Source organism: Paraburkholderia sp. RAU2J, assembly GCF_003634845.1.
GTDB lineage: Bacteria > Pseudomonadota > Gammaproteobacteria > Burkholderiales > Burkholderiaceae > Paraburkholderia > Paraburkholderia fynbosensis.
In genome coordinates, this window is record NZ_RBXG01000001.1 from 919316 (window position 1) to 943962 (window position 24647).

At 64.0% G+C, this 24647-nt stretch carries 24 protein-coding genes; 17 read left to right on the forward strand and 7 right to left on the reverse strand.

The window, feature by feature from the left end; genetic code table 11:
- Positions 1-71 precede the first annotated feature (71 nt).
- A complete protein-coding gene (locus tag B0G69_RS04235) occupies positions 72-1193 on the reverse strand; it encodes an MltA domain-containing protein (RefSeq protein ID WP_121315791.1) in 1122 nt (373 codons plus the stop codon).
- A gap of 28 nt (positions 1194-1221) precedes the next feature.
- Between B0G69_RS04235 and B0G69_RS40940 the strand changes: the two genes are divergently transcribed.
- Positions 1222-1383: a hypothetical protein gene (locus B0G69_RS40940; RefSeq protein ID WP_158608918.1), complete on the forward strand. Its 162-nt coding sequence runs from the start codon at positions 1222-1224 to the stop codon at positions 1381-1383.
- 72 nt (positions 1384-1455) lie between these two features.
- Here B0G69_RS40940 and apaG read toward each other — a convergent pair whose 3' ends face one another.
- Positions 1456-1830 (reverse strand): Co2+/Mg2+ efflux protein ApaG, encoded by a 375-nt coding sequence (gene apaG, locus B0G69_RS04240; protein ID WP_121315792.1) that lies wholly within the window; start codon positions 1828-1830, stop codon positions 1456-1458.
- 279 nt (positions 1831-2109) lie between these two features.
- Between apaG and rpe the strand changes: the two genes are divergently transcribed.
- The 8 genes from rpe (at position 2110) to B0G69_RS04280 (ending at position 9429) form a co-directional block, all read left to right on the forward strand.
- Complete coding sequence (gene rpe, locus B0G69_RS04245) at positions 2110-2793, forward strand: ribulose-phosphate 3-epimerase (RefSeq protein WP_121315793.1); 684 nt, start codon at positions 2110-2112, stop codon at positions 2791-2793.
- A gap of 27 nt (positions 2794-2820) precedes the next feature.
- The gene (locus B0G69_RS04250; RefSeq protein WP_121315794.1) at positions 2821-3537 is read left to right on the forward strand and encodes a phosphoglycolate phosphatase; all 717 of its coding nucleotides are present in this window, start codon (positions 2821-2823) and stop codon (positions 3535-3537) included.
- 370 nt (positions 3538-3907) lie between these two features.
- Entirely contained in the window at positions 3908-5401 is a 1494-nt protein-coding gene (gene trpE, locus B0G69_RS04255) for an anthranilate synthase component I (RefSeq protein ID WP_121315795.1), read from the forward strand.
- A 13-nt stretch (positions 5402-5414) separates the two neighbouring features.
- Positions 5415-6002 carry an aminodeoxychorismate/anthranilate synthase component II gene (locus B0G69_RS04260; RefSeq protein WP_121315796.1) on the forward strand — a complete coding sequence of 196 codons (588 nt, stop codon included), beginning with the start codon at positions 5415-5417 and terminating at the stop codon, positions 6000-6002.
- A 17-nt stretch (positions 6003-6019) separates the two neighbouring features.
- Entirely contained in the window at positions 6020-7051 is a 1032-nt protein-coding gene (trpD, locus tag B0G69_RS04265) for an anthranilate phosphoribosyltransferase (protein WP_121319094.1), read from the forward strand.
- Between the two features lie 30 nt (positions 7052-7081).
- Complete coding sequence (trpC, locus tag B0G69_RS04270; protein WP_121315797.1) at positions 7082-7867, forward strand: indole-3-glycerol phosphate synthase TrpC; 786 nt, start codon at positions 7082-7084, stop codon at positions 7865-7867.
- Between the two features lie 32 nt (positions 7868-7899).
- Positions 7900-8526: a CYTH domain-containing protein gene (locus tag B0G69_RS04275; RefSeq protein WP_121315798.1), complete on the forward strand. Its 627-nt coding sequence runs from the start codon at positions 7900-7902 to the stop codon at positions 8524-8526.
- Between the two features lie 72 nt (positions 8527-8598).
- Positions 8599-9429, forward strand: a complete 831-nt coding sequence (locus B0G69_RS04280; RefSeq protein ID WP_121315799.1) for a uracil-DNA glycosylase — start codon at positions 8599-8601, stop codon at positions 9427-9429.
- A gap of 130 nt (positions 9430-9559) precedes the next feature.
- Here B0G69_RS04280 and B0G69_RS04285 read toward each other — a convergent pair whose 3' ends face one another.
- From B0G69_RS04285 to B0G69_RS04305, 5 genes are all read right to left on the reverse strand, one after another.
- Positions 9560-10156, reverse strand: a complete 597-nt coding sequence (locus tag B0G69_RS04285) for an NAD(P)H-dependent oxidoreductase (RefSeq protein WP_121315800.1) — start codon at positions 10154-10156, stop codon at positions 9560-9562.
- Between the two features lie 154 nt (positions 10157-10310).
- Positions 10311-12101: a PDZ domain-containing protein gene (locus B0G69_RS04290; RefSeq protein WP_121315801.1), complete on the reverse strand. Its 1791-nt coding sequence runs from the start codon at positions 12099-12101 to the stop codon at positions 10311-10313.
- 158 nt (positions 12102-12259) lie between these two features.
- Positions 12260-12985, reverse strand: a complete 726-nt coding sequence (locus tag B0G69_RS04295) for a DsbC family protein (RefSeq protein WP_121315802.1) — start codon at positions 12983-12985, stop codon at positions 12260-12262.
- 118 nt (positions 12986-13103) lie between these two features.
- Entirely contained in the window at positions 13104-14276 is a 1173-nt protein-coding gene (locus B0G69_RS04300; protein ID WP_121315803.1) for a UbiH/UbiF family hydroxylase, read from the reverse strand.
- 90 nt (positions 14277-14366) lie between these two features.
- Positions 14367-14732 (reverse strand): hypothetical protein, encoded by a 366-nt coding sequence (locus B0G69_RS04305; protein WP_199731140.1) that lies wholly within the window; start codon positions 14730-14732, stop codon positions 14367-14369.
- Positions 14733-15050: 318 nt separating this feature from the next.
- Between B0G69_RS04305 and ychF the strand changes: the two genes are divergently transcribed.
- The 8 genes from ychF (at position 15051) to B0G69_RS04345 (ending at position 24639) form a co-directional block, all read left to right on the forward strand.
- Complete coding sequence (gene ychF / locus B0G69_RS04310; protein ID WP_121315805.1) at positions 15051-16145, forward strand: redox-regulated ATPase YchF; 1095 nt, start codon at positions 15051-15053, stop codon at positions 16143-16145.
- A 375-nt stretch (positions 16146-16520) separates the two neighbouring features.
- Complete coding sequence (gene ugpB / locus B0G69_RS04315; RefSeq protein ID WP_121315806.1) at positions 16521-17846, forward strand: sn-glycerol-3-phosphate ABC transporter substrate-binding protein UgpB; 1326 nt, start codon at positions 16521-16523, stop codon at positions 17844-17846.
- An 82-nt stretch (positions 17847-17928) separates the two neighbouring features.
- Positions 17929-18813 carry a sn-glycerol-3-phosphate ABC transporter permease UgpA gene (gene ugpA / locus B0G69_RS04320; protein WP_121315807.1) on the forward strand — a complete coding sequence of 295 codons (885 nt, stop codon included), beginning with the start codon at positions 17929-17931 and terminating at the stop codon, positions 18811-18813.
- A complete protein-coding gene (gene ugpE, locus B0G69_RS04325) occupies positions 18810-19655 on the forward strand; it encodes a sn-glycerol-3-phosphate ABC transporter permease UgpE (RefSeq protein WP_121315808.1) in 846 nt (281 codons plus the stop codon). Before ugpA ends, ugpE begins: the two co-directional genes overlap by 4 nt.
- 96 nt (positions 19656-19751) lie before the next feature.
- Positions 19752-20840: a sn-glycerol-3-phosphate import ATP-binding protein UgpC gene (locus tag B0G69_RS04330; RefSeq protein WP_121315809.1), complete on the forward strand. Its 1089-nt coding sequence runs from the start codon at positions 19752-19754 to the stop codon at positions 20838-20840.
- Between the two features lie 57 nt (positions 20841-20897).
- Positions 20898-21203, forward strand: coding sequence for a DUF3761 domain-containing protein (locus B0G69_RS04335; protein WP_121315810.1), 306 nt, complete (start codon positions 20898-20900; stop codon positions 21201-21203).
- A 267-nt stretch (positions 21204-21470) separates the two neighbouring features.
- Positions 21471-23138 (forward strand): energy-dependent translational throttle protein EttA, encoded by a 1668-nt coding sequence (ettA, locus tag B0G69_RS04340; protein ID WP_121315811.1) that lies wholly within the window; start codon positions 21471-21473, stop codon positions 23136-23138.
- Between the two features lie 379 nt (positions 23139-23517).
- Entirely contained in the window at positions 23518-24639 is a 1122-nt protein-coding gene (locus tag B0G69_RS04345; protein ID WP_121315812.1) for a DUF748 domain-containing protein, read from the forward strand.
- Positions 24640-24647 lie beyond the last annotated feature (8 nt).

Here is a 24647-nt window from a genome sequence, read left to right on the forward strand (position 1 = left end):
CTGTGCAAAGCCAAAACACGCGTCGGCTGCTCCGTTATCGGAAAACCGCCGCTACACCGATCACCCAACACTCACGAATTCGGCAGCAACAACCACATCCGGCCGCCCTGCTTCATTTTGCCGGCGAGATCGCCGGCGTCGTCGCCGAGGCCCCAGAAGTAGTCGGCGCGCACGCCGCCCTTGATCGCGGAGCCCGTGTCCTGCGCGAACACGAGGCGATTCATCGGCGAGTTCGTCAACGGACGCGTGGTCTGTAGAAACACCGGCGTGCCGAGTGGGATCGACGTCGGATCGACCGCGATCGACCGCTCCGGCGTCAACGGCACGCCGAGCGCGCCAACTGGACCGTCCGCGCCGCCGCTCGGTGCGCTTTCACCGGACGGCATCTCACGGAAGAAGACAAAGCGCGGATTCGTGTCCAGCAGCCCCTCGACGCGCGTCGGGTTCGCGCGCGCCCATGCCTTGATGCCCTGCATAGTCGCCTGTGCCGGCGTGAGTTCGGCGCGATCCAGCAGCCACCGCCCAATCGACTTGTACGGCTGGTTGTTGGTGCCGCCAAAGCCGACGCGCATCACGCTGCCGTCTTCCATCACGATCCGCCCGGACCCCTGCACCTGCAGGAAGAACGCTTCGATCGGATCGTCGACCCACACGAGTTCATTGCCGTTGAGCACGCCCGAGCGCTCGAGCTGCGCACGCGCCGGCAGCGCCGAACCCGCACGATACGTGGCGGGCCAGCGATACAGCGCCGTCTGATACACGCCGTGCCGCGTACGCGAGCCACGCAGCAAGGGCTCGTAGTAACCGGTGACGAGCCCGTCGAGCGTGCCGTCGTTATTGGCCAGCTGGAACGGCGTGAAATAAGCCTCGAAAAAAGCCCGCGCGCTGGTGACGTCGAGATCGTCGATTTGCAAAGCCGCGGCACAGGCACGCGACCAGTTCGGTTGGCGCGCGAGCCTCACGCAGTTCTGCCGTAACGCGGCCGTCGCACCGATCAGCGAATCGTCCTGCCAGCCCGGCACCTGCCGCCAGGCGACTGCCGTGAGGCGCGTCGCGGCAATCTGTCCGGGAATGATCGCGGCACCCGTGGGCGGCGCAACCGACGGCCGGACCGCCCCGCCGCCGCAGGACGCCAGCAGCACCGCAACCGAAAGCGCGCCGAGCCATGCTCCGGCCGTGCGGACAAAACGCATACAATGTTCGTTCTTGATGGAAACCGCCATGTCTGATCTGTTCGACGAATACCCGATGCTCATCTTCGCGCTGGAAGCGCTCCTCGCGCTCTTCCTGCTCGTCTTCATCGTTGTATGGACATCATCCGGCAGGAAGAAAGCCACGCGCGCAACCCGAAGCGAACAACCGAAGCAGCAAAAACGGCAGTAACGCTATGCGATAAACCGCGCGCCGAAGCGCTGCGCAGTTGAACATTTAATGACCGCGGGCCCGCCCTCCGGTTCAATGCAACGTGCGCGGCATGCGCAGAATAAACTCCGGCACCGGCGCGTCGAAACGCTCGCCGTCCTCCGCCACGCAGAAGTAATCGCCGCGCATGGTGCCGACCGGCGTAGCAATGACCGCCCAGCTCGTGTATTCGAAATGCTCGCCCGGTTTGAGCAGCGGCTGATGGCCGACCACTCCCAGGCCCTTCACTTCCTGCACCGTATTTTCGCTATCGGTGATCACCCAATGACGCGCAATCAACTGCGCGGGCACCTGGCCGGTATTACGGATAGTCAGCGTGTATGCGAATGCATACTGGCGGCGCTCCGGGTCCGACTCTTCAGGCAGATATTGCACCTGCGCCGAGACGCTGAATTCGTACTGGCTCATCCTGATTCCGGTCTGATGAAACGGGCTGTGAAAAATCGCGGAAAACTCCGAACGCCAATGGTTTGCGGTGCATCGGCGAAGCGATATGCATGGATTGGCATTCTGCTTGATGCGCGGCATGCCCGCAACCGGACATGTCTTTTGGCCAAGGACCGTTAAGGCTCGCAGCACTGTCACCGCCGCCGCGGTGAACTCAGCTCGACCTCAAACCGCCCGCGCGCCGGTTCGGAGCGCCACAAAACGGTAAAATAGCGCTTTCCGCTTGCACCCGGTCCCGCCATGACGCAATTTCGCATCGCCCCCAGCATTCTGTCCGCCGATTTCGCCCGTCTCGGCGACGAAGTCCGCAATGTCGTCGCCGCCGGCGCCGACTGGATTCACTTCGACGTAATGGATAACCACTACGTGCCGAACCTGACCATCGGCCCGCTCGTGTGCGAAGCGATCCGCCCGCACGTCGACGTGCCAATCGACGTGCATCTGATGGTGCGCCCCGTCGACCGCATCGTGCCGGACTTCGCCAAGGCCGGCGCAAACCTGATCAGCTTCCATCCGGAAGGCTCGGACCATATCGACCGCACGCTTTCGCTGATCCGCGACCACGGCTGCAAGGCAGGCCTGGTGTTCAACCCGGCCACCTCGCTGAGCTATCTGGATCACGTGATGGACAAGCTCGACCTCGTGCTGATCATGTCGGTGAACCCGGGCTTCGGCGGCCAGTCGTTCATTCCCGAAGCGCTCAACAAGCTGCGCGAAGCCCGCAAGCGCATCGACGCGTATCAGGAACGGACCGGCCGCGAGATTCATCTGGAAGTGGACGGCGGCGTGAAGGTCGACAACATCGCGGAAATCGCGGCAGCAGGTGCGGACACATTCGTGGCCGGTTCGGCGATCTTCGGCCAGCCCGATCACAAGGTCGTGATCGACAGGATGCGCGCCGCGCTCGCGAATGTTCAGCACTAAGGTTCAGCACCAAAACCCGCACGCCCTATGACAGCTCCGCTCCCCGCCCCGACCTTCAGCAGCCCGCGCCTGCAAGCCGCGATCATCGACCTCGACGGCACGATGATCGACACCGCCGACGACTTCACCGCCGGCCTGAACGGCATGCTCGCGCAACTCGACGCGCTGGAAACCTCGCGCGAGGAAGTGGTCGGCTATGTCGGCAAGGGTTCGGAGCATCTGATCCGCAGCGTGCTCGCGCCGCGCTTCGAAGCGGACCATGCGCAGGATCGCTTCGACGAAGCGCTCGCGATCTATCAGGCGGAATACGCGAAGATCAACGGCCTGCACACGCGGCTTTATCCCGATGTCGAAGCCGGGCTGATCGCAATGCGTGATGCCGGCGTGAAGCTCGCTTGCGTGACCAACAAGCCGCACCGGTTCGCAGTCGAGTTGCTGCAACAGTACGGGCTCGCACAGTATTTCAGCGTCGTGCTCGGCGGCGACAGCCTCGCGAAAAAGAAGCCGGACCCGCTGCCGATGCTCACTGCCGCGGCGCAACTTGGCGTCGAACCGCAAGCCACCGTGGCGATCGGCGATTCCGAAAACGACGCGCTGGCGGGCCGCGCAGCCGGCATGGCGACGCTCACCGTGCCGTACGGCTACAACCACGGCCAAGCTATACAAACAATAAAATCCGATGGTATAGTTGCCTCGCTGCTCGACGCCGCCAAGGCGATCGCAGCGCACCATTCCACGACTTGAAAAGTCCTTCATCCTCATGTTTCTGAATAAAAAACGGAGTCTGATTAGCATCGACCGGGGAGCCTGGCCCTGGCGTCGCTGGTCGCGCTAACCTCGCCTGAGGTACGCTGAAGCTCGTCTTCGGCAACCGTTTTTTACTTCGCTGCGCTCACGCGTTTTTTCCATCATCTAGTTTCGCTGCATCGGTTGATTCGGCCTGCGTGTACCCGCAAAGTACAACTGTGCGCTGAAACCCGTTGCTCGCGTCGATGGGAAACTCGCGCCGGTCGGTATCATCACGTCGCAATGTCGACGCACGCTCCGACCGGCCTCGCAACGCCCCGCTTTGCCGGACGCACGCTGCCGCCGGACCACCGTACAGGATCGGAACATGACCGAACTCGAATTCCAGTCCCTCGCCAACGAGGGCTTCAACCGCATTCCGCTGATCGCCGAAGCGCTCGCCGACCTCGAAACGCCGCTCTCGCTCTACCTGAAGCTCGCGCAGACCGAACGCAACGGCGCCAACTCGTTCCTGCTGGAATCGGTGGTGGGCGGCGAACGTTTCGGCCGCTATTCGTTCATCGGACTGCCGGCGCGCACGCTGCTGCGCACCCGCAACGGCGTGTCGGAAGTGGTGCGCGACGGCAAGGTCGTCGAAACGCACGAGGGCGATCCGCTCGAGTTCATCCAGCAATTCCAGGCCCGCTTCAAAGTGGCGCAACGTCCTGGCCTGCCGCGTTTCGCGGGCGGCCTCGCCGGCTATTTCGGCTACGACGCGGTGCGCTACATCGAGAAAAAGCTTGCGCACAGCGCGCCGAAAGACGATCTGAATCTGCCCGACATCCAGTTGCTGCTCACCGAAGAAGTCGCGGTAATCGACAATCTCGCGGGCAAGCTTTATCTGGTCGTGTATGCCGATTCGACGCAGCCCGAGGCGTACACGAAGGCTAAACACCGTTTGCGCGAACTGCGCCAGCGTTTGCGTACGACCGTGCAACCCCCGGTCACTTCGGCCAGCGTGCGCACCGAGACCTACCGTGAATTCGCGAAGGACGACTATCTGGCCGCCGTGCGCAAGGCGAAGGAATACATCGCCGCCGGCGAACTGATGCAGGTGCAGGTCGGCCAGCGTCTGACCAAGCCGTATCGCGACAATCCGCTGTCGCTGTATCGCGCGCTGCGCTCGCTAAATCCGTCGCCTTACATGTACTACTACAACTTCGGCGAGTTTCATGTGGTTGGGGCGTCGCCGGAAATTCTGGTGCGTCAGGAAAAGCGCGGCGAGGATCGCATCGTCACGATTCGCCCGCTCGCCGGCACGCGTGCGCGCGGCAATACGCCGGAACGCGACGCCGAACTCGCGACCGAACTGCTGAACGACCCGAAGGAAATCGCCGAACACGTGATGCTGATCGACCTCGCGCGCAACGACGTGGGCCGCATCGCGCAGATCGGCTCGGTGGTCGTGACCGACAAGATGGTGATCGAAAAGTACTCGCACGTGCAGCACATCGTGAGTTCGGTCGAAGGCAAGCTGAAGCCCGGCACCACCAATTTCGACGTGCTGCGCGCCACCTTCCCGGCCGGCACGCTGTCGGGTGCGCCGAAGGTCCGCGCGATGGAACTGATCGACGAACTGGAGCCCGTGAAGCGCGGCCTGTATGGCGGTGCGGTCGGCTATCTGTCGTTCACCGGTGAGATGGATCTCGCCATCACGATCCGCACCGGCGTGATCGCGAACGGCAATCTGTATGTGCAGGCGGCCGCGGGCGTGGTGGCGGATTCGGTGCCGGAATCCGAATGGCAAGAGACCGAGAACAAGGCGCGCGCCGTGCTGCGTGCTGCCGAACAGGTTCAAGACGGCCTCGATAGCGACTTCTGACCGGAGACACACCATGCTGCTCATGATCGACAACTACGACTCGTTCACCTACAACCTGGTGCAGTACTTCGGCGAACTCGGCGAAGACGTGCGCACCTATCGGAACGACGAAATCACGCTGGACGACATCGCGAAGCTCAATCCCGAGCGCATCTGCCTGTCGCCCGGCCCCAGCAATCCGCAACATGCCGGCATCACCCTCGACGTGCTGCGCGAATTCGCCGGCAAGATGCCGATTCTCGGCGTCTGCCTCGGCCATCAGGCAATCGGCGAGGCGTTCGGCGGCCGTGTAGTGCGCGCGCAAACCATCATGCACGGCAAGGTCAGCACGATCGAAACCGACTGCAAAGGCGTGTTCGCCGATCTGCCGAAGCATTTCGTCGTGACCCGCTACCATTCGCTCGCGATCGAACGCGAATCGCTGCCGGACTGCCTCGAAGTCTCGGCCTGGACCGAAGACGGCGAGATCATGGGCGTGCGTCACAAGGAACTGGCCGTCGAAGGCGTTCAGTTCCATCCGGAATCGATCCTGTCCGAGCACGGCCACGCACTGCTCGAGAACTTCGTGAAGCAGTCGAAAACCGCCCACCGCACCGCTTGATGAAGAGAGACGAGATCATGTCGATTACGCCCCAGGAAGCGCTGCAACGGACCATCGAGCACCGCGAGATTTTCCACGACGAGATGCTGCATCTGATGCGCCTCATCATGCGCGGCGAACTCTCGCCCGTGATGGCGGCCGCGATCATCACCGGCTTGCGCGTCAAGAAAGAGACCATCGGCGAAATCACCGCCGCCGCCACGGTGATGCGTGAATTCGCCCGTCACGTCGACGTGCAGGACAACTCGAATTTCGTCGATATCGTCGGCACCGGCGGCGACGGCGCGCACACCTTCAACATTTCCACCGCCACCATGTTCGTGTCGGCCGCAGCCGGCGCGAAGGTCGCGAAACACGGCAATCGCGGCGTGTCGAGCAAGTCGGGCAGCGCGGACGTGCTCGAAGCGCTCGGCGTGAATATCGATCTGCAACCGGACCAGGTGGCGGCGTCGATTGCGCAAACCGGCATGGGCTTCATGTTCGCGCCGAACCATCATCCGGCGATGAAGAACATCGCCGCCGTGCGCCGCGAACTCGGCGTGCGAACCATCTTCAACATTCTCGGCCCGCTGACCAATCCGGCCGGCGCGCCGAACCAGTTGATGGGCGTGTTCCATGCGGACCTCGTCGGCATTCAGGTGCGCGTGATGCAGCGCCTCGGCGCAAAGCATGTGCTGGTCGTGTACGGGATGGACGGCATGGACGAAGTGTCGCTCGGCGCGGCCACGCAAGTCGGTGAGTTGCGCGACGGCGAAGTCCGCGAGTACGAGATTCATCCCGAAGACTTCGGCATGCAGATGGTGTCGAACCGCACGCTGAAAGTGGCGGACGCGAGCGAATCCAAAGCGATGCTGCTCGAGGCGCTCGACAACAAGCCTGGCGTCGCGCGCGAAATCGTCACGCTGAACGCGGGCACGGCGCTGTATTCGGCGAACGTGGCGGCGTCGATCGCGGATGGCATTCAACTGGCGCGTGAAGCGATCGCGAGCGGCAAGGCCCGCGCGAAGGTCGACGAGCTGATTCGCTTCACCCAGCAATTCAAGCAATGATCAGGTAGCAATCAACGTAGCGAGACACTTATGAGCGACATCCTCGACCGCATCATCGCGGTCAAACGCGAAGAAGTCCGCGCGGCCGAACAGAGCGCGCCGCTGGAAGAGTTGCGCCTCGAAGCGTCGTCGCGCGACATCCGCGACTTCGTCGGCGCCTTGCGCGCCAAGCACGCGGCGGGGCTGGCCGCGGTGATTTCCGAGGTGAAGAAAGCGAGCCCGTCCAAAGGCGTGCTGCGCGAGCACTTCAACCCGGCCGAAATCGCGCGTTCGTATGAGAAGCACGGCGCGGCCTGTCTATCCGTGCTCACCGACGTGCAGTTCTTCCAGGGCAGCGTCGCGTATCTGCAGCAGGCGCGCGCTGCGTGCCAGTTGCCGGTGCTGCGCAAGGACTTCATCGTCGATCCGTACCAGATCGTCGAAGCGCGCGCGATGGGTGCCGACGCGATCCTGCTAATCGCCGCCGCGCTCGACACTGCGCAGATGCAGGACCTCGAAGCGCTCGCGCATTCGCTGGGCCTCGCGGTGCTGGTCGAAGTGCACGACAGCAACGAGCTCAAGGAAGCGTTGACGCTGAAAACGCCGCTGATCGGCATCAACAACCGCAACCTGCGCACTTTCGAAACGTCGATCGACACCACCATCGGCATGCTCGATGCGATTCCGGATGACCGCATCGTGGTCACCGAATCGGGCATTCTGGCGCGTGCCGATGTCGAGCGCCTGCGCGCGATGGACGTACACACGTTCCTCGTCGGCGAGGCGTTCATGCGCGCAGACGAGCCGGGCGTGGAGCTTGCGCGAATGTTTTTCTAGACGCCGCGACGGTACACGCAAGGAAACGCATCATGGGGATGGAACGCGAAATCAAGCTGGCGCTGCCGGCCGGGCAGGTGCAGGCGGCGCAACAGTGGTTCGTCGCGCGCACCGGCCGGGAAGGCAGCCCGGTCAAACTGGTGAACATTTACTTCGATACGCCGCAGCTTGGGTTGGCGAGCTCGAAGAGTGCGCTGCGTCTGCGTCAAACGCCGGATGGCTGGCTGCAAACCTTCAAGACGGTGGGCAATGCGAAGGAGGGTTTGCACAGCCGGCACGAATGGGAAATGCCGGTGGCGGGCGCGAAGCTGGAGATCGACGCTTTGCTGCAGGCCTGTGATGAACCGGCTGCGGCGGATGCGTTGCGCCAGGCGGCGTCCACCTTGATCGAACTGTTTCGCACGAACTTCACGCGTACGCTGTGGCACGTCGAATTGGACGGTGCGGAAATCGAAGCGGCGATCGACGAGGGCGACGTGCTCGCGGAAGTCGACGGCGAGAACCGCCGTGCGCCCATCTCGGAAGTTGAGCTTGAGCTGAAATCCGGCGATGAAGCTGCGCTGCACGCGCTCGCGGCGGAACTCGGCAAGCGGATAAGCGGACTCGCGCCGGACAACGTCAGCAAGGCGCAGCGTGGGTATCAGTTGCGGGCGGGTTGAACAGACGGGTTGGGCGGCCCTGGCGCCTCGGCACCTTGAGCCGAAGCCCGTTTGCTGCGACACTCCCCCGCCATGACCTCCGCTTCCCGAACCCGCTCCAATCCGTCGCAGGCTTCCCTGTTCGGCGACGCCGCATCCACATCGGCCAGTGACATGACCACACAATCGCCGACCGACTTCGCCCCACCGACGCTCGAAGCCCAATTCGCCGCCCTGCCCCCGGCATGGCGCACACATCTGAAGCCGTTCATCGACAGCGACGCGTACGCGCCGCTGTGCCGTTTCGTCGATGGTGAGCGCGCCGCCGGCAAAACCGTCTATCCCACCGACGTGTTCCGCGCGTTGCGCCTGACGAGCCCCGACGAAGTCAAAGTGGTGATCCTCGGCCAGGACCCGTATCACGGCGAGGATCGCGGCACGCCGCAAGCACACGGGCTCGCCTTTTCCGTCGCGCCGAACGTGCGCACGCCGCCGTCGCTGCGCAATATCTTCAAGGAAATCGCCGCGAGTCTCGGCCACGAAACGCCTCGTCACGGTTGCCTCGACACGTGGGCCAGACAAGGCGTGCTGCTGCTGAACACGGTGCTGACCGTCGAACGCGACAGCGCGGCGAGCCACGCGAAACGCGGCTGGGAAAAATGCACCGACACGCTGATCCACGAACTGGCGATGCGCCACGACGGCCTCGTGTTCATGCTGTGGGGCGCGCATGCGCAAGCGAAGCGCGCGCTGCTCGGCGGCAAGTCGCATTACGTGCTGGAGGCGCCGCATCCGTCGCCGCTGTCGGCGCATCGCGGCTTTCTCGGCTGCGGCCACTTCGTGAAGGCCAACGAGTACCTCGTGAAGCAGGGCCGTGCACCCATCGACTGGCGTCTGCCCGACGAAGCGCAAATGCTGGCGTGACAAACGCAAGCAGCGCCGCAAAAAGAAAACGCCACGGACTCGCGTCCGTGGCGTTTTTCATTTCCCTGCTATTCGCTGCTATCCGCAGTTATTGGCGGCTTCGGAGCACGGTATCGAAGCAGCAACAAGCTTACGCGGCAGCAATCGCTTCACGCGCGGCAGCCAGCGCGGCGTTGGCCGCGTCCGCGCCCAAGTTCAGGCCTTCGGCGTAGATGAAGTTCACGTCGGTCATGCCGAGGAAGCCCAGGAAGCTCGTCAGATACGGCGTCTGGCTGTCGTTCGGCGTGCCCAGGTACTTGCCGCCGCGAGCCGACACGACATAGACCTTCTTGCCCTTCACGAGACCTTCCGGACCGTTCGCCGTGTACCGGAACGTGATGCCAGCGCGGGCGATGAAGTCGAAGTACGTCTTGAGTTGCGACGAGATCCCGAAGTTGTACATCGGCGCACCGATCACGACGATGTCGGCGGCTTGCAGTTCGGCGATCAGCGCTTCGCTGCGTGCGGCAATCGCGGCTTGCTCGGCCGTGCGTTGCTCGGCCGGCGTGAAGAACGCGCCGAGGATGGCGTCGTCCAGGTGCGGCAGCGGTTCGGCTTGCAGGTTGCGGACGACGACTTGCGCGCCCGGATTCGACTGTTGCAGTTTTGCGGTCAGCTCGTTGACGAGCAGCGTCGAGTTCGCGCCTTGTGAGCGGGCTGCCGAGTTGATTTGCAGGATCGTGGTCATGGTTGACTCCAGTAGGGGCGCGCAATGTTGCGCGAGTGGAAGCATTGTGGTTTTTTACCGCCCCGGGAAAAAGCCATCCGGCAGCGAAGGATTGTTGCACTGGTAGAACAATCCCGCGCCCTCGCCCGCCCATTAATGCCGCAAAGGCTAACGATCAGCTGGCCAGCCACCGTTCGCGCGCCTTGCGCGCGGCGGGCCGCTTGTCGCTGACGGCGAGCTTGTAGCGCACCACCTCCGGCCCGTCCAGCTTGACTTGCGTGGTGCGCAGCTCGTCACGCCGGAACGCATGGATTTCGACCTTCGCACCCGGCTGGTAACGCGCGAGCAACCCGTCAAGATTCGAACCGGTGACGCGCAGGCCGTCGAGCGCGATCAACACGTCACCGGCCGAGAGTCCCGCTTTTTGCGCCGCGCTGCCTTCGTGGACCGCCGCCAGCGTGCAATCCGCGCCGCCGCGCAGACGCGCGCCGAACGAAGGCTTGCCGTTCTTGTCCAGTTCAGGCGCGAGCGCGACGCCGAACGGCTCGAGCAACGGGCCGAGCGGCAGATCGCGGGTGCCATGCACGGCTTCGGCGAACAGTTCGCCCAGTTCCGCTCCGGTCGCTTCCGCGAATATCCTTTCGATCTCGCTTTCGTCGACGCCGACCGGCTTGCCGCGATAGAAGTCGCGGCCAAAACGCTGCCACAGCAGACGCATCACGTCGTCGAGCGATTTGCGGTCGCCGGTCTGCGCGCGAATCGTCAGATCGAACGCGAGGGCGACGAGCGAGCCCTTGGTGTAATAGCTGACGATCGCGTTCGGCGCGTTCTCGTCCTGCCGGTAGTACTTGACCCACGCGTCGAACGAGCTTTCGGCAACAGTCTGCTTGAGTCGTCCGCTGCCGCGCTGCACGCCGCCGATCACCTTGCCGAGCATGCCGAAATAGTCGTCCTGCGAGATCAGGCCGCTGCGCACGAGGATCAGATCGTCGTAGTAAGACGTGAAGCCCTCGAACAGCCACAGCAGCGACGTATAGTTTTCGACGCTCAGGTCATAAGGCGCGAACACGGCCGGCTTGATGCGCTTGACGTTCCATGTGTGGAAATACTCGTGGCTGCACAGGCCGAGGTAGGTTCGGTAGCCTTCGCTCATCGCTTCGCGGCCTTGCACGGGCAGATCGCCGCGATTGCAGATCAGCGCCGTGGAGGCGCGGTGTTCGAGGCCGCCGTAGCCGTCGGTGACGGCTTGCGTCATGAACACATAGCGGTCGACGGGCGCTTTCTTTGTCTTCGGTTCGAACAATGCGATCTGCGCTTCGCAGATGCGCTTCAGGTCGGCGCTCAAGCGCGCCATGTCCAGCCCAACCACACGCCCCGCAATCACGATGTCGTGCGGCACGCCATGCGCGTCGAAAGTCGCCAGAGCGAATTCGCCGAGCGTGACCGGATGATCGATCAGCTCGTCGTAGTTCTGCGCGCGATACTCGCCGAAGCCATAGCGTTTCGTGCCGCGCGCTTCCGGCAGTGCGGTCGCGACCCGCCAGTTGCGATATGCCGCGCCGTGCGGCTTCTGAATGTCGACCACGCACTGCGCTTCCTCGTGACCGAGCGGCGACAAAAACACACTGGTGCCGTTGAAAAAGCCCGTCGTGTCGTCGAGATGCGCGGCGCGCACCGACAGGTCCCACGCGTACACCTCGTAGCGCAGCGTCAGCGCGCCTTTGACCGGCGCGGCCTGCCACGTGTGCTTGTCGGTCTTTTCCACCCGCACCTTGCGGCCCGCGTCGTTGGTAGCGCGCAGCGTGACGATGTTGCGCGCAAACTCACGCACCATGTAGCTGCCCGGAATCCACACCGGCAGCATGAAACGCTGGCCGGCGGGGTCGGGATCGGCGACGGTCACGGTGACTTCGAACAGATGGGCGGCGGGTTGCTTCGGAACGATGGTGTAGCGGATCGGCTTCATCGGCGGCGATTAGGAGATGGGGGACGAAAAGTTGATCGAGGCGTCGATCGAGACGCCGGATCTATGCGTGAGACTCGACACGTCGGCATTGCTTCGGCAGGCCCGATGCGAAAGGAGGCGCCCTGTGCGCCTCCTTGCTCCTGCATGTGCCGCGTGGTTCAGTGCACGGCGGCCATTTCGCGGTCCAGCCGCTCGGCCGGCACGGCGCCCGGCAGGCGGCGGCCGTCGGCGAGGAACACCGTGGGCGTGCCCTCGACGTTCATCGCGTGGCCGAGCGTCAGGTTCTTGTCGATCGCGGCGGTGTCGCAGGTGCCGGCGGCGGTGGGCGCCTGGTGGTTCTGCATCCACGCTTCCCACGCTTTCGCGCGATCCGTCGAGCACCAGATCGACTTCGACTTGGCCGTCGAATCCGGAGACAGTACCGGGTACAGGAACGTGTAGACCGTCACGTTGTCGAGCGACTTCAGCGACGTTTCGAGCTGCTTGCAGTACGGGCAGTTCGGATCGGAGAACACGGCGATCTTGCGCGCGCCATTGCCGCGCACGACCTTCACGGCGTTCGCGAACGGCAGGCTGGCGAAATCGATCCGGTTGGTGTCGGATAGACGCGCTTCCGTCAGATTCTTGCGGGTCTTCGCGTCGACCATGTCGCCGAGCATCAGGTAATCGCCGTTCGCGTCGCTATAGACGATCTGACTGCCGAGGTTCACTTCGTACAACCCTGCGATCGGCGACTTCGTGATGCTCTTGATCGTCACGTCGGCCAGACGCGTTTGCAGCGTGGCTTTGAGCTTGTCGGTCGTCTGATCGGCCTGTGCCGAGCAGCCGATCGTGAAAGCGGCAATCGCGAGCGCGCCCGCTACCATGCGGAAGGTTTTTTTCATGCTGAATTCCTGTTTCGATCGCGCGTGTCGCGCGTTGTGTCACGTGCCGGGTCGGACCGGCAGGCCGTCAATCCGTTCATGATACCTGTGTTGCCGGCCGTGGCCGCCAGCCGCGCGTTTACCCAAGCGCGGCCGACACCAGCCAGCGCTTGATGAACGGCTGCGCCCCGACGAAAGCCATACCGCTGTTACGCAGTGCCTTCGCAAACGGCCCGGGTACGGAGAAGAGCTTCTGCAAGCCGTCCGTGGCGATCATCAGGGCGCGGATATCTTCGCGGCGGGCGCGCTCGTAGCGGCGCAGCAGCACCATGTCGCCGAGATCGCGGAACGATTCCTTGCCGGCGACTGTCTCGGCGAGCGCCGCGACGTCGCGCAAGCCGAGGTTCATGCCTTGCCCCGCCAGCGGATGAATCAGATGCGCGGCATCGCCGACGAGTGCGACACGCGACGCCACCAGCCGGTCCACCGTTTGCAGCGCGAGCGGGAAGCCCTGCGCGGGCGTCACGCATTCGAGCGCGCCGAACTGGCCGCCGCTCGCTCGCTCCACTTCGGCGGCGAGCTGCGCCGGATCGAGCGCGAGCAGTTGCTCGGCGTGCTCGGCGCGCGCCGACCAGACCAGCGACACATGGCCGTCCGGCATCGGCAGCAACGCGATGATTTCGCCGTCGCGGAACCACTGGTAGGCGGTTTCGCCGTGCGGCTTCTCAGCTTTGAAATTGGCGACCACGCCGGTTTGCCGGTAGTCGTGGCGGTTCATCTTCGAGCCGATCTGCGCGCGCACCCACGAATGCGCGCCGTCCGCGCCGACCACCAGATCGGCCTCGACGACATTGCCGTTTGCGAGACCGACGCTCGCGCTCTCTGCGGTGAAGTCCAGCGCCTGAGCGCGCGAGTCGATCCAGGTGAGATTCGGCTGGAAGCGCAGCGCCGCATCCAGCGCGCGTTCGATCACCGACGACTCGACGATCCACGCCAGTTGCGGCGCCGACGCCTGAAATGCGGAGAAATGGAGCTCGGCATGAGCGTCGCCGTAGACCCGCATGTCGTAGACGGGCCCGAGCCGCGACAGATCGAGCGCCTGCCACACGCGCAAGCGCTCGAGCAGCGCCTGCGAACTCGCCGACAACGCGTAGACCCGCGAATCGAAAGCGGCGCCGGCGGGCAGTGCTGCACAAGCTTGCGCGAGCAGCGCCACGCGCAGGCCGCCTTGCGTGAGCGCGAGCGCCGCGGTCTTGCCGACGAGCCCGCCGCCGATCACGGCGGCATCAAAGGTCTGGTGGTGTGCGTTCATCCGCGCATTATAGCCGCGGGGGTTGCCGGGGACGGATCGGCGGGTGCGGTCATTGCGCCCGAAAAATCGGGCCTGGCGCACGCCTGAGGGCTAGTGCTGCGAACCCGATGCCATCGCCGCATTCGCTTCGCGCAGACGCATGAAGCGCGGGTCGGACTGGAGAATGCGCCATGCGCTCGCTTCGAGTTGCGCTTTGCGCTCGCGCTGGTCGCCACGTACGGCGCAATCGGGGAAGACTTGGTCGTACACGCGCCACAGTGATTCGAAGTCGTTTTTATCGGCGAATTGCGCGATGCGCGCCCGATCGTCCTGCGTCAGGCGGTTCGTGAGGCACTCGACCGTCTGCCGGTCCGTGTTGGCCTGAGCTTCGTCGAAATTCTGCGACAACCACGTCGCGACCGCCCCGCCGACCAGCACCACCGTCACGCCGGTTCCCAGCCATCTCACTACTCGCACATCTATTCCCCGGAAAAGAGCTCTGGCGGCCCTGAGCCGTCGATTCTACAGTGGCCGCACAAAAACGGGCGCAGATCGCGTCCGCCGCACGTCCCCTCAGCGCGCCCGGCTTTCCCGCCAGCGCACCGGTACGCCCACCCGAACGGGTTACAATTGCGCTTTCCGTGAAAACTCGCACTCGATCGTCGAGCCAACGCCCCGATTCGGTGACCTGTCCCGCTCCGCTGCGATTGCCCCCACGCCACGCGCGAAGGCTTTCCGAAGCCGCACCCAGCGTCGAGCGCATCACGCAACTTACTGATTCACTGAAGGATTTCCATGAGCCTCAAATGCGGCATCGTCGGCCTGCCTAACGTCGGCAAGTCAACCCTGTTCAATGCGCTGACCAAGGCGGGCATCGCCGCCGAAAACTATCCGTTCTGCACGATCGAGCCGAACGTCGGCGTGGTCGAGGTGCCGGACGCGCGTCTGAAGGCGCTCGCCGAGATCGTCAAGCCGGAGCGCATCCTGCCGGCGGTGGTGGAATTCGTCGACATCGCCGGTCTGGTGGCGGGCGCCAGCAAGGGCGAAGGCCTCGGCAACCAGTTTCTCGCGAACATCCGCGAAACCGACGCGATCACGCACGTGGTGCGCTGCTTCGAAGACGACAACGTGATTCACGTCGCCAACAAGGTCGATCCGCTGTCGGACATCGAAGTAATCAACACCGAATTGGCGCTGGCCGACCTCGCCACCGTCGAAAAGGCGCTCGCGCGCTATTCGAAGGCCGCCAAGTCGGGTAACGACAAGGAAGCCGCGAAGAACGCCGCCGTGCTGGAAAAGGCGCGTGCGCAACTCGACCAGGCCAAGCCCGTCCGCGCGCTCGATCTGTCGGACGACGAAAAGGCCACGCTCAAGCCGTTCTGCCTGATCACCGCGAAGCCGACCATGTACGTGGCCAACGTGAAGGACGACGGTTTCGAAAACAATCCGCACCTGGACGCCGTGGCGAAGTTCGCGGCTGCCGAGAACGCGCCGGTCGTGGCCGTGTGCGCGGCGATCGAAGCGGAAATCGGCGACCTCGACGAAGCCGACATGGAAGTGTTCCTCGCCGACATGGGCATGGAAGAGCCGGGCCTGAACCGCGTGATCCGCGCGGGCTTCAAGCTGCTCGGCCTGCAAACCTACTTCACCGCCGGCGTGAAGGAAGTGCGTGCATGGACGATCCATATCGGCGATACCGCGCCGCAAGCGGCGGGTGCGATTCACACGGACTTCGAGCGCGGCTTCATTCGCGCGCAGACGATCTCGTTCAACGACTTCATCACCTACAAGGGTGAGCAAGGCGCGAAGGAAGCCGGCAAGATGCGCGCCGAAGGCAAGGAATACGTCGTGCATGACGGCGACGTGATGAACTTCCTGTTCAACGTCTAACGGCCGCATCCGCCTTCCAGAAAAAGCCCGCTTCCAGCGGGCTTTTTTTTTCGCCAGCCGATTGCACAGGAGCGCGAACCACTCGCGCGGCTTCGTCACGGCTCCGCTGCGACGGCCGGTCACCGCACCGACTCCACGGGCATTGCCCATTTCGATTGTTTCCGTTTCATGACAGCCGATGTTAAATTGCTGCGTCCGGCGCCCGCCATCCGCGGTTCAACGCCGCCCGGCCGCCAAAGCCGCAACCGACGCCGGACCGTCATCGAACACAAATAAAATCGCGCGATTCGCATCCGCGCCCGTTCCGCACTGCCGTGCATGGGATTGGATCACGTGCTCAAGCACCCACTCCGATCGACACAGGAGACACAATCGATGAATTGCAAGCCGCTGTTCCGTTCGCTGTCCATTGCCGCCGCGCTGAGCGTCGGCTTTAGCCAGGCGGCCCACGCCGCGACCGAAATCCAGTTCTGGCACGCAATGGAAGCCGCACTGGGCGAACGTCTGAACGACATCGCCAACGACTTCAACAAGTCGCAAAGCGACTACACGATCGTGCCGGTGTTCAAAGGCACCTACGACCAGACCCTTGCCGCCGGCATCGCCGCGTATCGCAGCGGCAACGCGCCAGCCATCCTGCAGGTGTACGAAGTCGGCACCGCCACGATGATGCAGGCGAAGAAGGCCGTGATTCCCGTCACCGACGTGTTCAAGCAGGCAGGCGTGCCGCTCGACCAGAAGGCGTTCGTGCCGACGATCGCGAGCTACTACAGCGACGCGAAAACCGGCCAGCTGATCTCGATGCCGTTCAACAGTTCGACGCCGGTGCTTTACTACAACAAGGACGCGTTCAAGAAGGCCGGGCTCGATCCGAACCAGCCGCCGAAAACCTGGGCCGAATTACAGGTCGACGCGCAGAAGCTCAAGGCATCGGGCATGTCGTGCGGCTATTCGTCGGGCTGGCAGAGCTGGATTCAGCTCGAGAACTACAGCGCGTGGCATGCCGCGCCGTTCGCGTCGCAGAACAACGGGTTCAACGGCCTCGACGCGCAGCTCGAATTCAACAAGCCGCTGCAAGTCGCGCACATCCAGTTCCTGCAGAACATGCAGAAGGACGGCACCTTCACCTATGTCGGCCGCAAGGACGAACCGGTGTCGAAGTTCTATAGCGGCGACTGCGGGATCATCACGAACTCGTCGGGCTCGCTTGCCACGATCAAGAAGTATGCGAAGTTCAATTTCGGCACCGGCATGATGCCGTACGACGCCAGCGTGAAGGGCGCGCCGCAGAACGCGATCATCGGCGGGGCGAGCCTGTGGGTGTTGTCGGGCAAGGACCCGGCCGTCTACAAGGGCGTGGCGAAGTTCCTCGCGTATCTGAGCTCGGCGCCGGTGGCCGCGAAGTGGCATCAGGACACGGGTTATTTGCCGGTCACGACGGCCGCCTATGACCTGACGCGCCAGCAAGGCTTCTACGAGAAGAACCCCGGCAGCGATACGGCGATCCGCCAGATGCTCAACAAGCCGCCGCTGCCGTTCACGAAGGGCTTGCGTCTGGGCAACATGCCGCAGATCCGCACGGTGATCGACGAAGAACTCGAACAGGTCTGGGCACAGAAGAAGACGCCGCAACAGGCGCTCGACTCGGCGGTTTCGCGCGGTGACGAGTTGCTGCGTCGCTTCGAGAAAGCCGGCAACTAGGCAGGCAAGCCGGCGTTCACCGGCACGGTTTCGGCGCGCTCGCGCCGAAACCCATGGTCGCAGCAAACCCAGGAAATCTTCGATGGAAAAGCGCTCCAGCTTCGGCACCAGTCTGCTGCCCTATCTGCTCGTCGCGCCGCAACTCGCGATCACGCTGCTGTTCTTCCTGTGGCCGGCCGGCGAGGCGCTCTGGCAATCCACGCAGAGCCAGGATGCGTTCGGCACATCCAGCGAGTTCGTCGGGCTCGCCAACTTCAGGCAGCTGCTCGCCGATCCGCTCTATCTGTCGTCGTTCAATACGACATTGATCTTCTGCGCGCTCGTCACGGTGTCGGGGCTCGTGATCTCGCTGCTGCTCGCGGTCTGCGCCGATCGGGTGACGCGCGCCGCGAAGACCTACCAGACGCTCCTGATCTGGCCGTACGCGGTCGCGCCCGCGATCGCCGCGGTGCTGTGGTCGTTCCTGTTCAATCCGAGCATCGGCCTCATCACCTTTGCACTCGCGAAGTACGGCATCGTGTGGAATCACGCGCTGAACGCGGGCCAGGCGATGTTTCTGGTGGTGCTCGCGTCGGTCTGGAAACAGATCAGCTACAACTTCCTGTTCTTCTATGCGGGCTTGCAGGCGATTCCACGCTCGCTGATCGAAGCGGCGGCGATCGATGGCGCGGGTCCCGTGCGGCGCTTCTTCGGCATCGCGCTGCCGTTGCTGTCGCCGACCAGTTTCTTCCTGCTGGTGATCAACCTCACCTACGCGTTCTTCGACACCTTCCCGGTGATCGACGCTGCGACCGGCGGCGGCCCCGCGCAAGCGACCCGCACGCTGATCTACAAGATCTTCGCCGAAGGCTTCCAGGGGCTCGACATCGGCAGCTCGGGCGCGCAGTCGGTGATCCTGATGGTGATCGTCGTCGCGTTGACGGTCGTGCAATTCCGCTTCATCGAACGCAGGGTTCAATACTCATGATCGAGAACCGACGCGGTTTCGACCTGTTCTGCCACGCGGTGCTGATTCTCGGCGTCGTGCTCGTGGTGTTTCCGGTGTACGTCGCGTTCTGCGCCGCGACGATGAGCGAGCACGAGGTTTTCACCGTGCCGCTGTCGCTCGTGCCGAGCACGCATCTGTTCGAGAACGTCGCGACCATCTGGTCGCACGGCAGCGGCAATGCGGCGGCACCGTTCGGCCGCATGCTATTCAACAGCCTCGTGATGGCGCTGGCAATTTCGACCGGCAAGATCGCCGTGTCGATGATCTCCGCGTACGCGATCGTGTTCTTCCGCTTTCCGTTTCGCATGCTCTCGTTCTGGCTGATCTTCATGACGCTGATGCTGCCGGTCGAAGTGCGGATCTTCCCGACCGTGCAAGTCGTGTCGTCGATGCATCTAAGCAATACGTACAGCGGTTTGACCTTGCCGCTGATCGCGTCGGCCACCGCGACGTTCCTGTTCCGCCAGTTCTTCATGACGCTGCCCGACGAGCTGATGGAGGCGGCGCGCATCGACGGTGCGGGCACGATGCGCTTCTTCTGGGACGTCGTGCTGCCGCTGTCGAAGACGAATATGGCCGCGCTCTTCGTCATCACGTTCATTTACGGCTGGAATCAATACTTGTGGCCGATCCTGATCACGAGCCAGCAATCGCTGATGACCGCGGTGGTCGGCATCCGCAGCATGATCGCGTCCGGCGACACCGCGACCGAATGGCACCTCGTGATGACCGCGACGCTGCTCGCGATGTTGCCGCCGCTCGCCGTCGTGCTGACGATGCAGCGCTGGTTCGTGCGCGGGCTGGTGGATTCCGAGAAGTAATCGAGCCGGCGTGGCATGGCGACACCCGGACACGACGACGGCATTGAACACAAAACACCGCGCACCACGCGGCAAGCAACGAAAGGCTAAAACGGCATGGCTGCACTGACCTTGCAAGGCGTTAAAAAAACCTACGACGGCAAACAGTTCGTGCTGCACGGCATCGACGTCGACGTCGCCGACGGCGAGTTCGTCGTGATGGTCGGGCCGTCCGGATGCGGCAAGTCGACGTTGCTGCGGATGGTCGCGGGACTCGAACGCATCTCCGACGGCCGCATCTCGATCGCCGGCAAAGTGGTCAACGAACTGGAGCCGAAGGATCGCAACATCGCGATGGTGTTCCAGAACTACGCGCTGTATCCGCATATGAGTGTCGCCGAGAACATGGGCTACGCGCTGAAGATCGCGGGTGTCGAGCGGGCGCAGATCGCGAAGCGCGTGCAGGCCGCCGCGCAGATTCTCGAACTCGAAGCGCTGTTGCAACGCAAGCCGCGCGAGCTGTCCGGCGGACAACGGCAGCGCGTCGCGATGGGCCGCGCGATCGTGCGCGAGCCGGCGGTGTTTCTGTTCGACGAACCGTTGTCGAATCTCGACGCGCGTTTGCGCGTGCAGATGCGCCTCGAAATCCAGCGGCTGCATGCGCGCCTCGCCACCACGAGCCTGTACGTGACGCACGATCAGATCGAAGCGATGACACTCGCGCAGCGTGTGATCGTGATGAACAAGGGCCACGCCGAGCAGATCGGCGCGCCGACCGAGGTCTACGAGCGGCCGGCTACCGTGTTCGTCGCGAGCTTCATCGGCTCGCCGGGGATGAATCTGCTGGAAGGCCGCGTGTCCGATGACGGCGCGACGTTCGACGTCGCCGGCAACGGTCCGAAACTGCCGTTGGCGGGTGCGGCATCGATCGGCCGGGAGGTCGCCAAAGGCCGCGAGTGGACGCTCGGCATTCGCCCGGAGCACATGAACCCTGGCCACGCGGACGCTTGGCACGCGACGCTTAGCGTCGATTCTTGTGAATTGCTCGGCGCGGACAATCTCGCGCACGGCCGCTGGGGCAAGCACGATGTGACGGTGCGCTTGCCGCACGCGCATCGGCCCGCGGCGGGCGAAGCGCTGCAAGTGGCGTTGCCGGCGGCGCATCTGCATTTCTTCGATCCGGCGACGGGACGGCGCGCCAACTGAGACCTGCCCGAAGCGCACGCACATTCACGCGCGACCAGAATGACAATCACCCGGAGCATGACAGGCATCGTCCTCACGCGCCTCGGCCGCCATGCGACGGTGGCCGTCGCGCTGTTGTTCGGCGTGGCGGCAGCGCCGGCGCTCGCATACGTCGCCCCCGGCACGACACCCGACGAAGCCGACCTCGGCAATCACGACACCTACACCAATCGCGACGGCAACACCGTCCACGCGCCGGCCCGTGCGCTGTCCGGCAAAGCGCCGCAAGGCGCGAGCGCGCGCTGCCGCGACGGCACCTACAGCTTCAGCCAACATCACGGCGGCACCTGTTCGCGACACGGCGGCGTCGCCGACTGGCTCTGAGCACCACGCCGCCGCGCGCCTCGACACACGAGCCGACCTCCGGCACCACGCGCCGCCCCTGCCGCCCCACCCGCCGCGCGAAGTACAATGCCACCTGAACCACCCGCCCGCGCGCGGGGCGTCGCGAAGTTCGACGCCGCGCTCGATGCCGCGCCGGCCGGCGCCGGGCATGCCGCCTGGCCTCAACACCGCTAACACCGATTACCCATCCACCCAACGACTGCCCGCCCCCACGCGGCCGGCGTCGTCAACGTCTATTGCAAGCAAATGGCCCAATACGTCTTTACCATGAACCGGGTCGGCAAGATCGTGCCGCCCAAGCGTCAAATCCTGAAAGACATCTCGCTGTCGTTTTTCCCCGGCGCGAAGATCGGCCTGCTCGGCCTGAACGGCTCGGGCAAGTCGACGCTGATCCGCATCATGGCCGGTGTGGACAAGGACATCGAAGGCGAAGCCACGCCGATGCCAAACCTGAACATCGGCTATCTGCCGCAGGAACCGCAGCTCGACCCGACCAAGACGGTGCGTGAAGCGGTCGAGGAAGGTCTCGGCGACGTGTTCAACGCGCAGAAGAAGCTCGACGAAATCTACGCGGCCTACGCCGAGCCGGACGCCGACTTCGACGCGCTCGCCGCCGAGCAGGCGAAGTACGAAGCGATCCTCGCCACGTCGGATGGCGGCAGCGCCGAACAGCAGATCGAAATCGCCGCCGACGCGCTGCGCCTGCCGGCTTGGGACGCGAAGATCGAGCATCTGTCGGGCGGCGAAAAGCGCCGCGTGGCGTTGTGCAAGCTGCTGCTCGAAAAGCCCGACATGCTGCTGCTCGACGAGCCGACCAACCACCTGGACGCGGAATCGGTCGACTGGCTCGAACAGTTCCTGACGCGCTTCCCGGGCACCGTCGTCGCCGTGACCCACGACCGCTACTTCCTCGATAACGCCGCCGAGTGGATTCTCGAACTCGACCGCGGCCACGGCATTCCGTGGAAGGGCAACTACAGCAGCTGGCTCGATCAGAAGGAAGAGCGCCTGAAGCAGGAAGAGTCGTCGGAATCGGCGCGTCAGAAGGCGATCAAGAAGGAGCTGGAGTGGGTGCGCCAGAACCCGAAGGGCCGTCAGGCGAAGTCGAAGGCGCGTATCGCCCGCTTCGAGGAACTGAACAGCCAGGACTACCAGAAGCGCAACGAAACGCAGGAAATCTTCATTCCGGTCGGCGATCGTCTCGGCAATGAAGTGATCGAGTTCAAGAACGTCAGGAAGTCGTATGGCGATCGTTTGCTGCTCGACGACGTCAGCTTCAAGATTCCGGCGGGCGCGATCGTCGGCATCATCGGGCCGAACGGCGCGGGTAAGTCGACGCTGTTCCGCATGCTGACCGGCCGTGAACAGCCGGATTCGGGCGAGATCGTGCAAGGCCCGACCGTCAAGCTCGCTTACGTGGACCAGAGCCGCGACGCGCTCGACGGCTCGAAGACCGTGTTCGAGGAAATCTCCGGCGGGGCGGACGTGCTGACGGTCGGCAAGTACGAAACGCCGTCGCGCGCGTACATTGGCCGCTTCAACTTCAAGGGCGGCGATCAGCAGAAGGTCGTCGGCAATCTGTCGGGCGGTGAGCGCGGCCGGCTGCATCTGGCCAAGACGCTGATCGCGGGCGGCAACGTGCTGCTGCTCGATGAACCGTCGAACGACCTCGACGTCGAAACGCTGCGCGCGCTCGAAGACGCATTGCTCGAGTTCGCAGGCTCGGTGATGGTGATCTCGCACGATCGCTGGTTCCTCGACCGGATCGCGACGCACATCCTCGCGTTCGAAGGCGATTCGCAAGTCACGTTCTTCGACGGCAACTACCAGGAATACGAAGCGGACAAGCGCGCCCGTCTCGGTGAAGAAGGTGCGCGTCCGAAGCGTCTGCGTTACAAGCCGATCACCCGGTAACGTGGCGTTCGGCGACCCGCCTCGTGGGTGTGCGGCGGGTCGCTTTGGTGTTTCGTTTCATGGGTTCGCCTGACTGGTTCTCTTTGTCGGTCCATTCCGGCTGCGCGGTTTCGGATCATTCCGGCGACTGTTTCGCTCCCCGCGGCTCTTCTCTGCACAGGCGCATGGCCATGCCCGGCACACCATGCCCGTGCCACTTGCGCGGCACGTCGGACGAAATGGGCGGCAAGGCACACGCATTGCGGGTCGCGGCGTGATACATGTCGTCGTTCCGGCAGACGCAGCCGTCCCGCCGGAATAGACTTGCGCCCGAGCGGCGCATGCAAACCAGAACCAGTCACAGCCACACTACGCACCACGTGGTGGCGAGGAGGCAAGCATGGCGATGTCGAAGGGCAAGCGCTGGTTGGTCGCCATCGGCGGCGTGTTGCTGGTGCTGATCGTCCTCGCGGTCGGCGCGCTGCGGTTCGCGCAGCAGGAGGTCAAGAATCGCGTGGTTGCGGTGCTCGGCCCGCTCGGCAGCGCCGAAAGCATCGACGTCGGTTTGACCTCGATTCATCTCACGCGCGTGCTCATCAAGGCGCCGCCCGGCTGGCCGGCCGGCGCCCCGCTCAGAGCCGACGAGATCACCCTCACCCCCGACATCCGCGATCTGCTCGCGCGGCGCATGCATATCCGCAGCGTGGTGGTGCGCGGCTTCGACATGGCCGTGCTGCGCACGAAGGACGGATCGATCAACCTGCTGCCGAACCTGCGGGAAGCAGTGAACCGCTCCGATGGCGACACCGGCGGTTTGGTAACGCCCGCCTCCCACGAGAAACAGGTCGATCACATCCGCTTCGAGCAGGGCAACTTCCATTTCTACGACATGACGGTCGGGCCGCCGCCGTTCAAGGTGACGGTCAGCAACGCCAACGCGAGCGTCGACAATCTGAAGCTGCCCGCGCTCAGCGAGCCGACCAACGTCAGCGTCAGCGGCTCGATCAAAGGCCCGGCGCATACGGGCACCGTGTCGTTCGGCGGCTGGATCAAGATCGCCAGCAGGGATTCGCAGACCACCAGCCAGCTACGCGGCATCGACATCGTGATGCTCGATCCGTATTTGCTGAAGAAGGCCGGCGCGCGGGCGCAGGTGACAGGCGGCACGGTCGACCTGACGGTTGAATCGACGGTGCGCAACTATCGGTTGCATGCACCCGGCACCGTGACGGTCCACAATCTGCAACTCGCCGACAGCGACAATCCGCTCGACACCTTCCTGTCGATCCCGACCAAGGCGGCCGTGGCCGCGCTCAAGGCGCACAACGGCGATATCACGCTGCATTTCGTGCTGGACGGAGATCTGCGCGACCCGAAATTTTCGGTGCGGGAAGGCCTCATGAAGCGGCTCGGCGCGGGCTTTGCGAAGGCGTTGGGCGTGAGCGTCGAAGGCGTGGCAAAAGGCGCGGGGGAGACGGTGAAAGGGTTGGAGAACGCGTTGAAGAACCTGCTGGGTCAGTAGTTCGGACG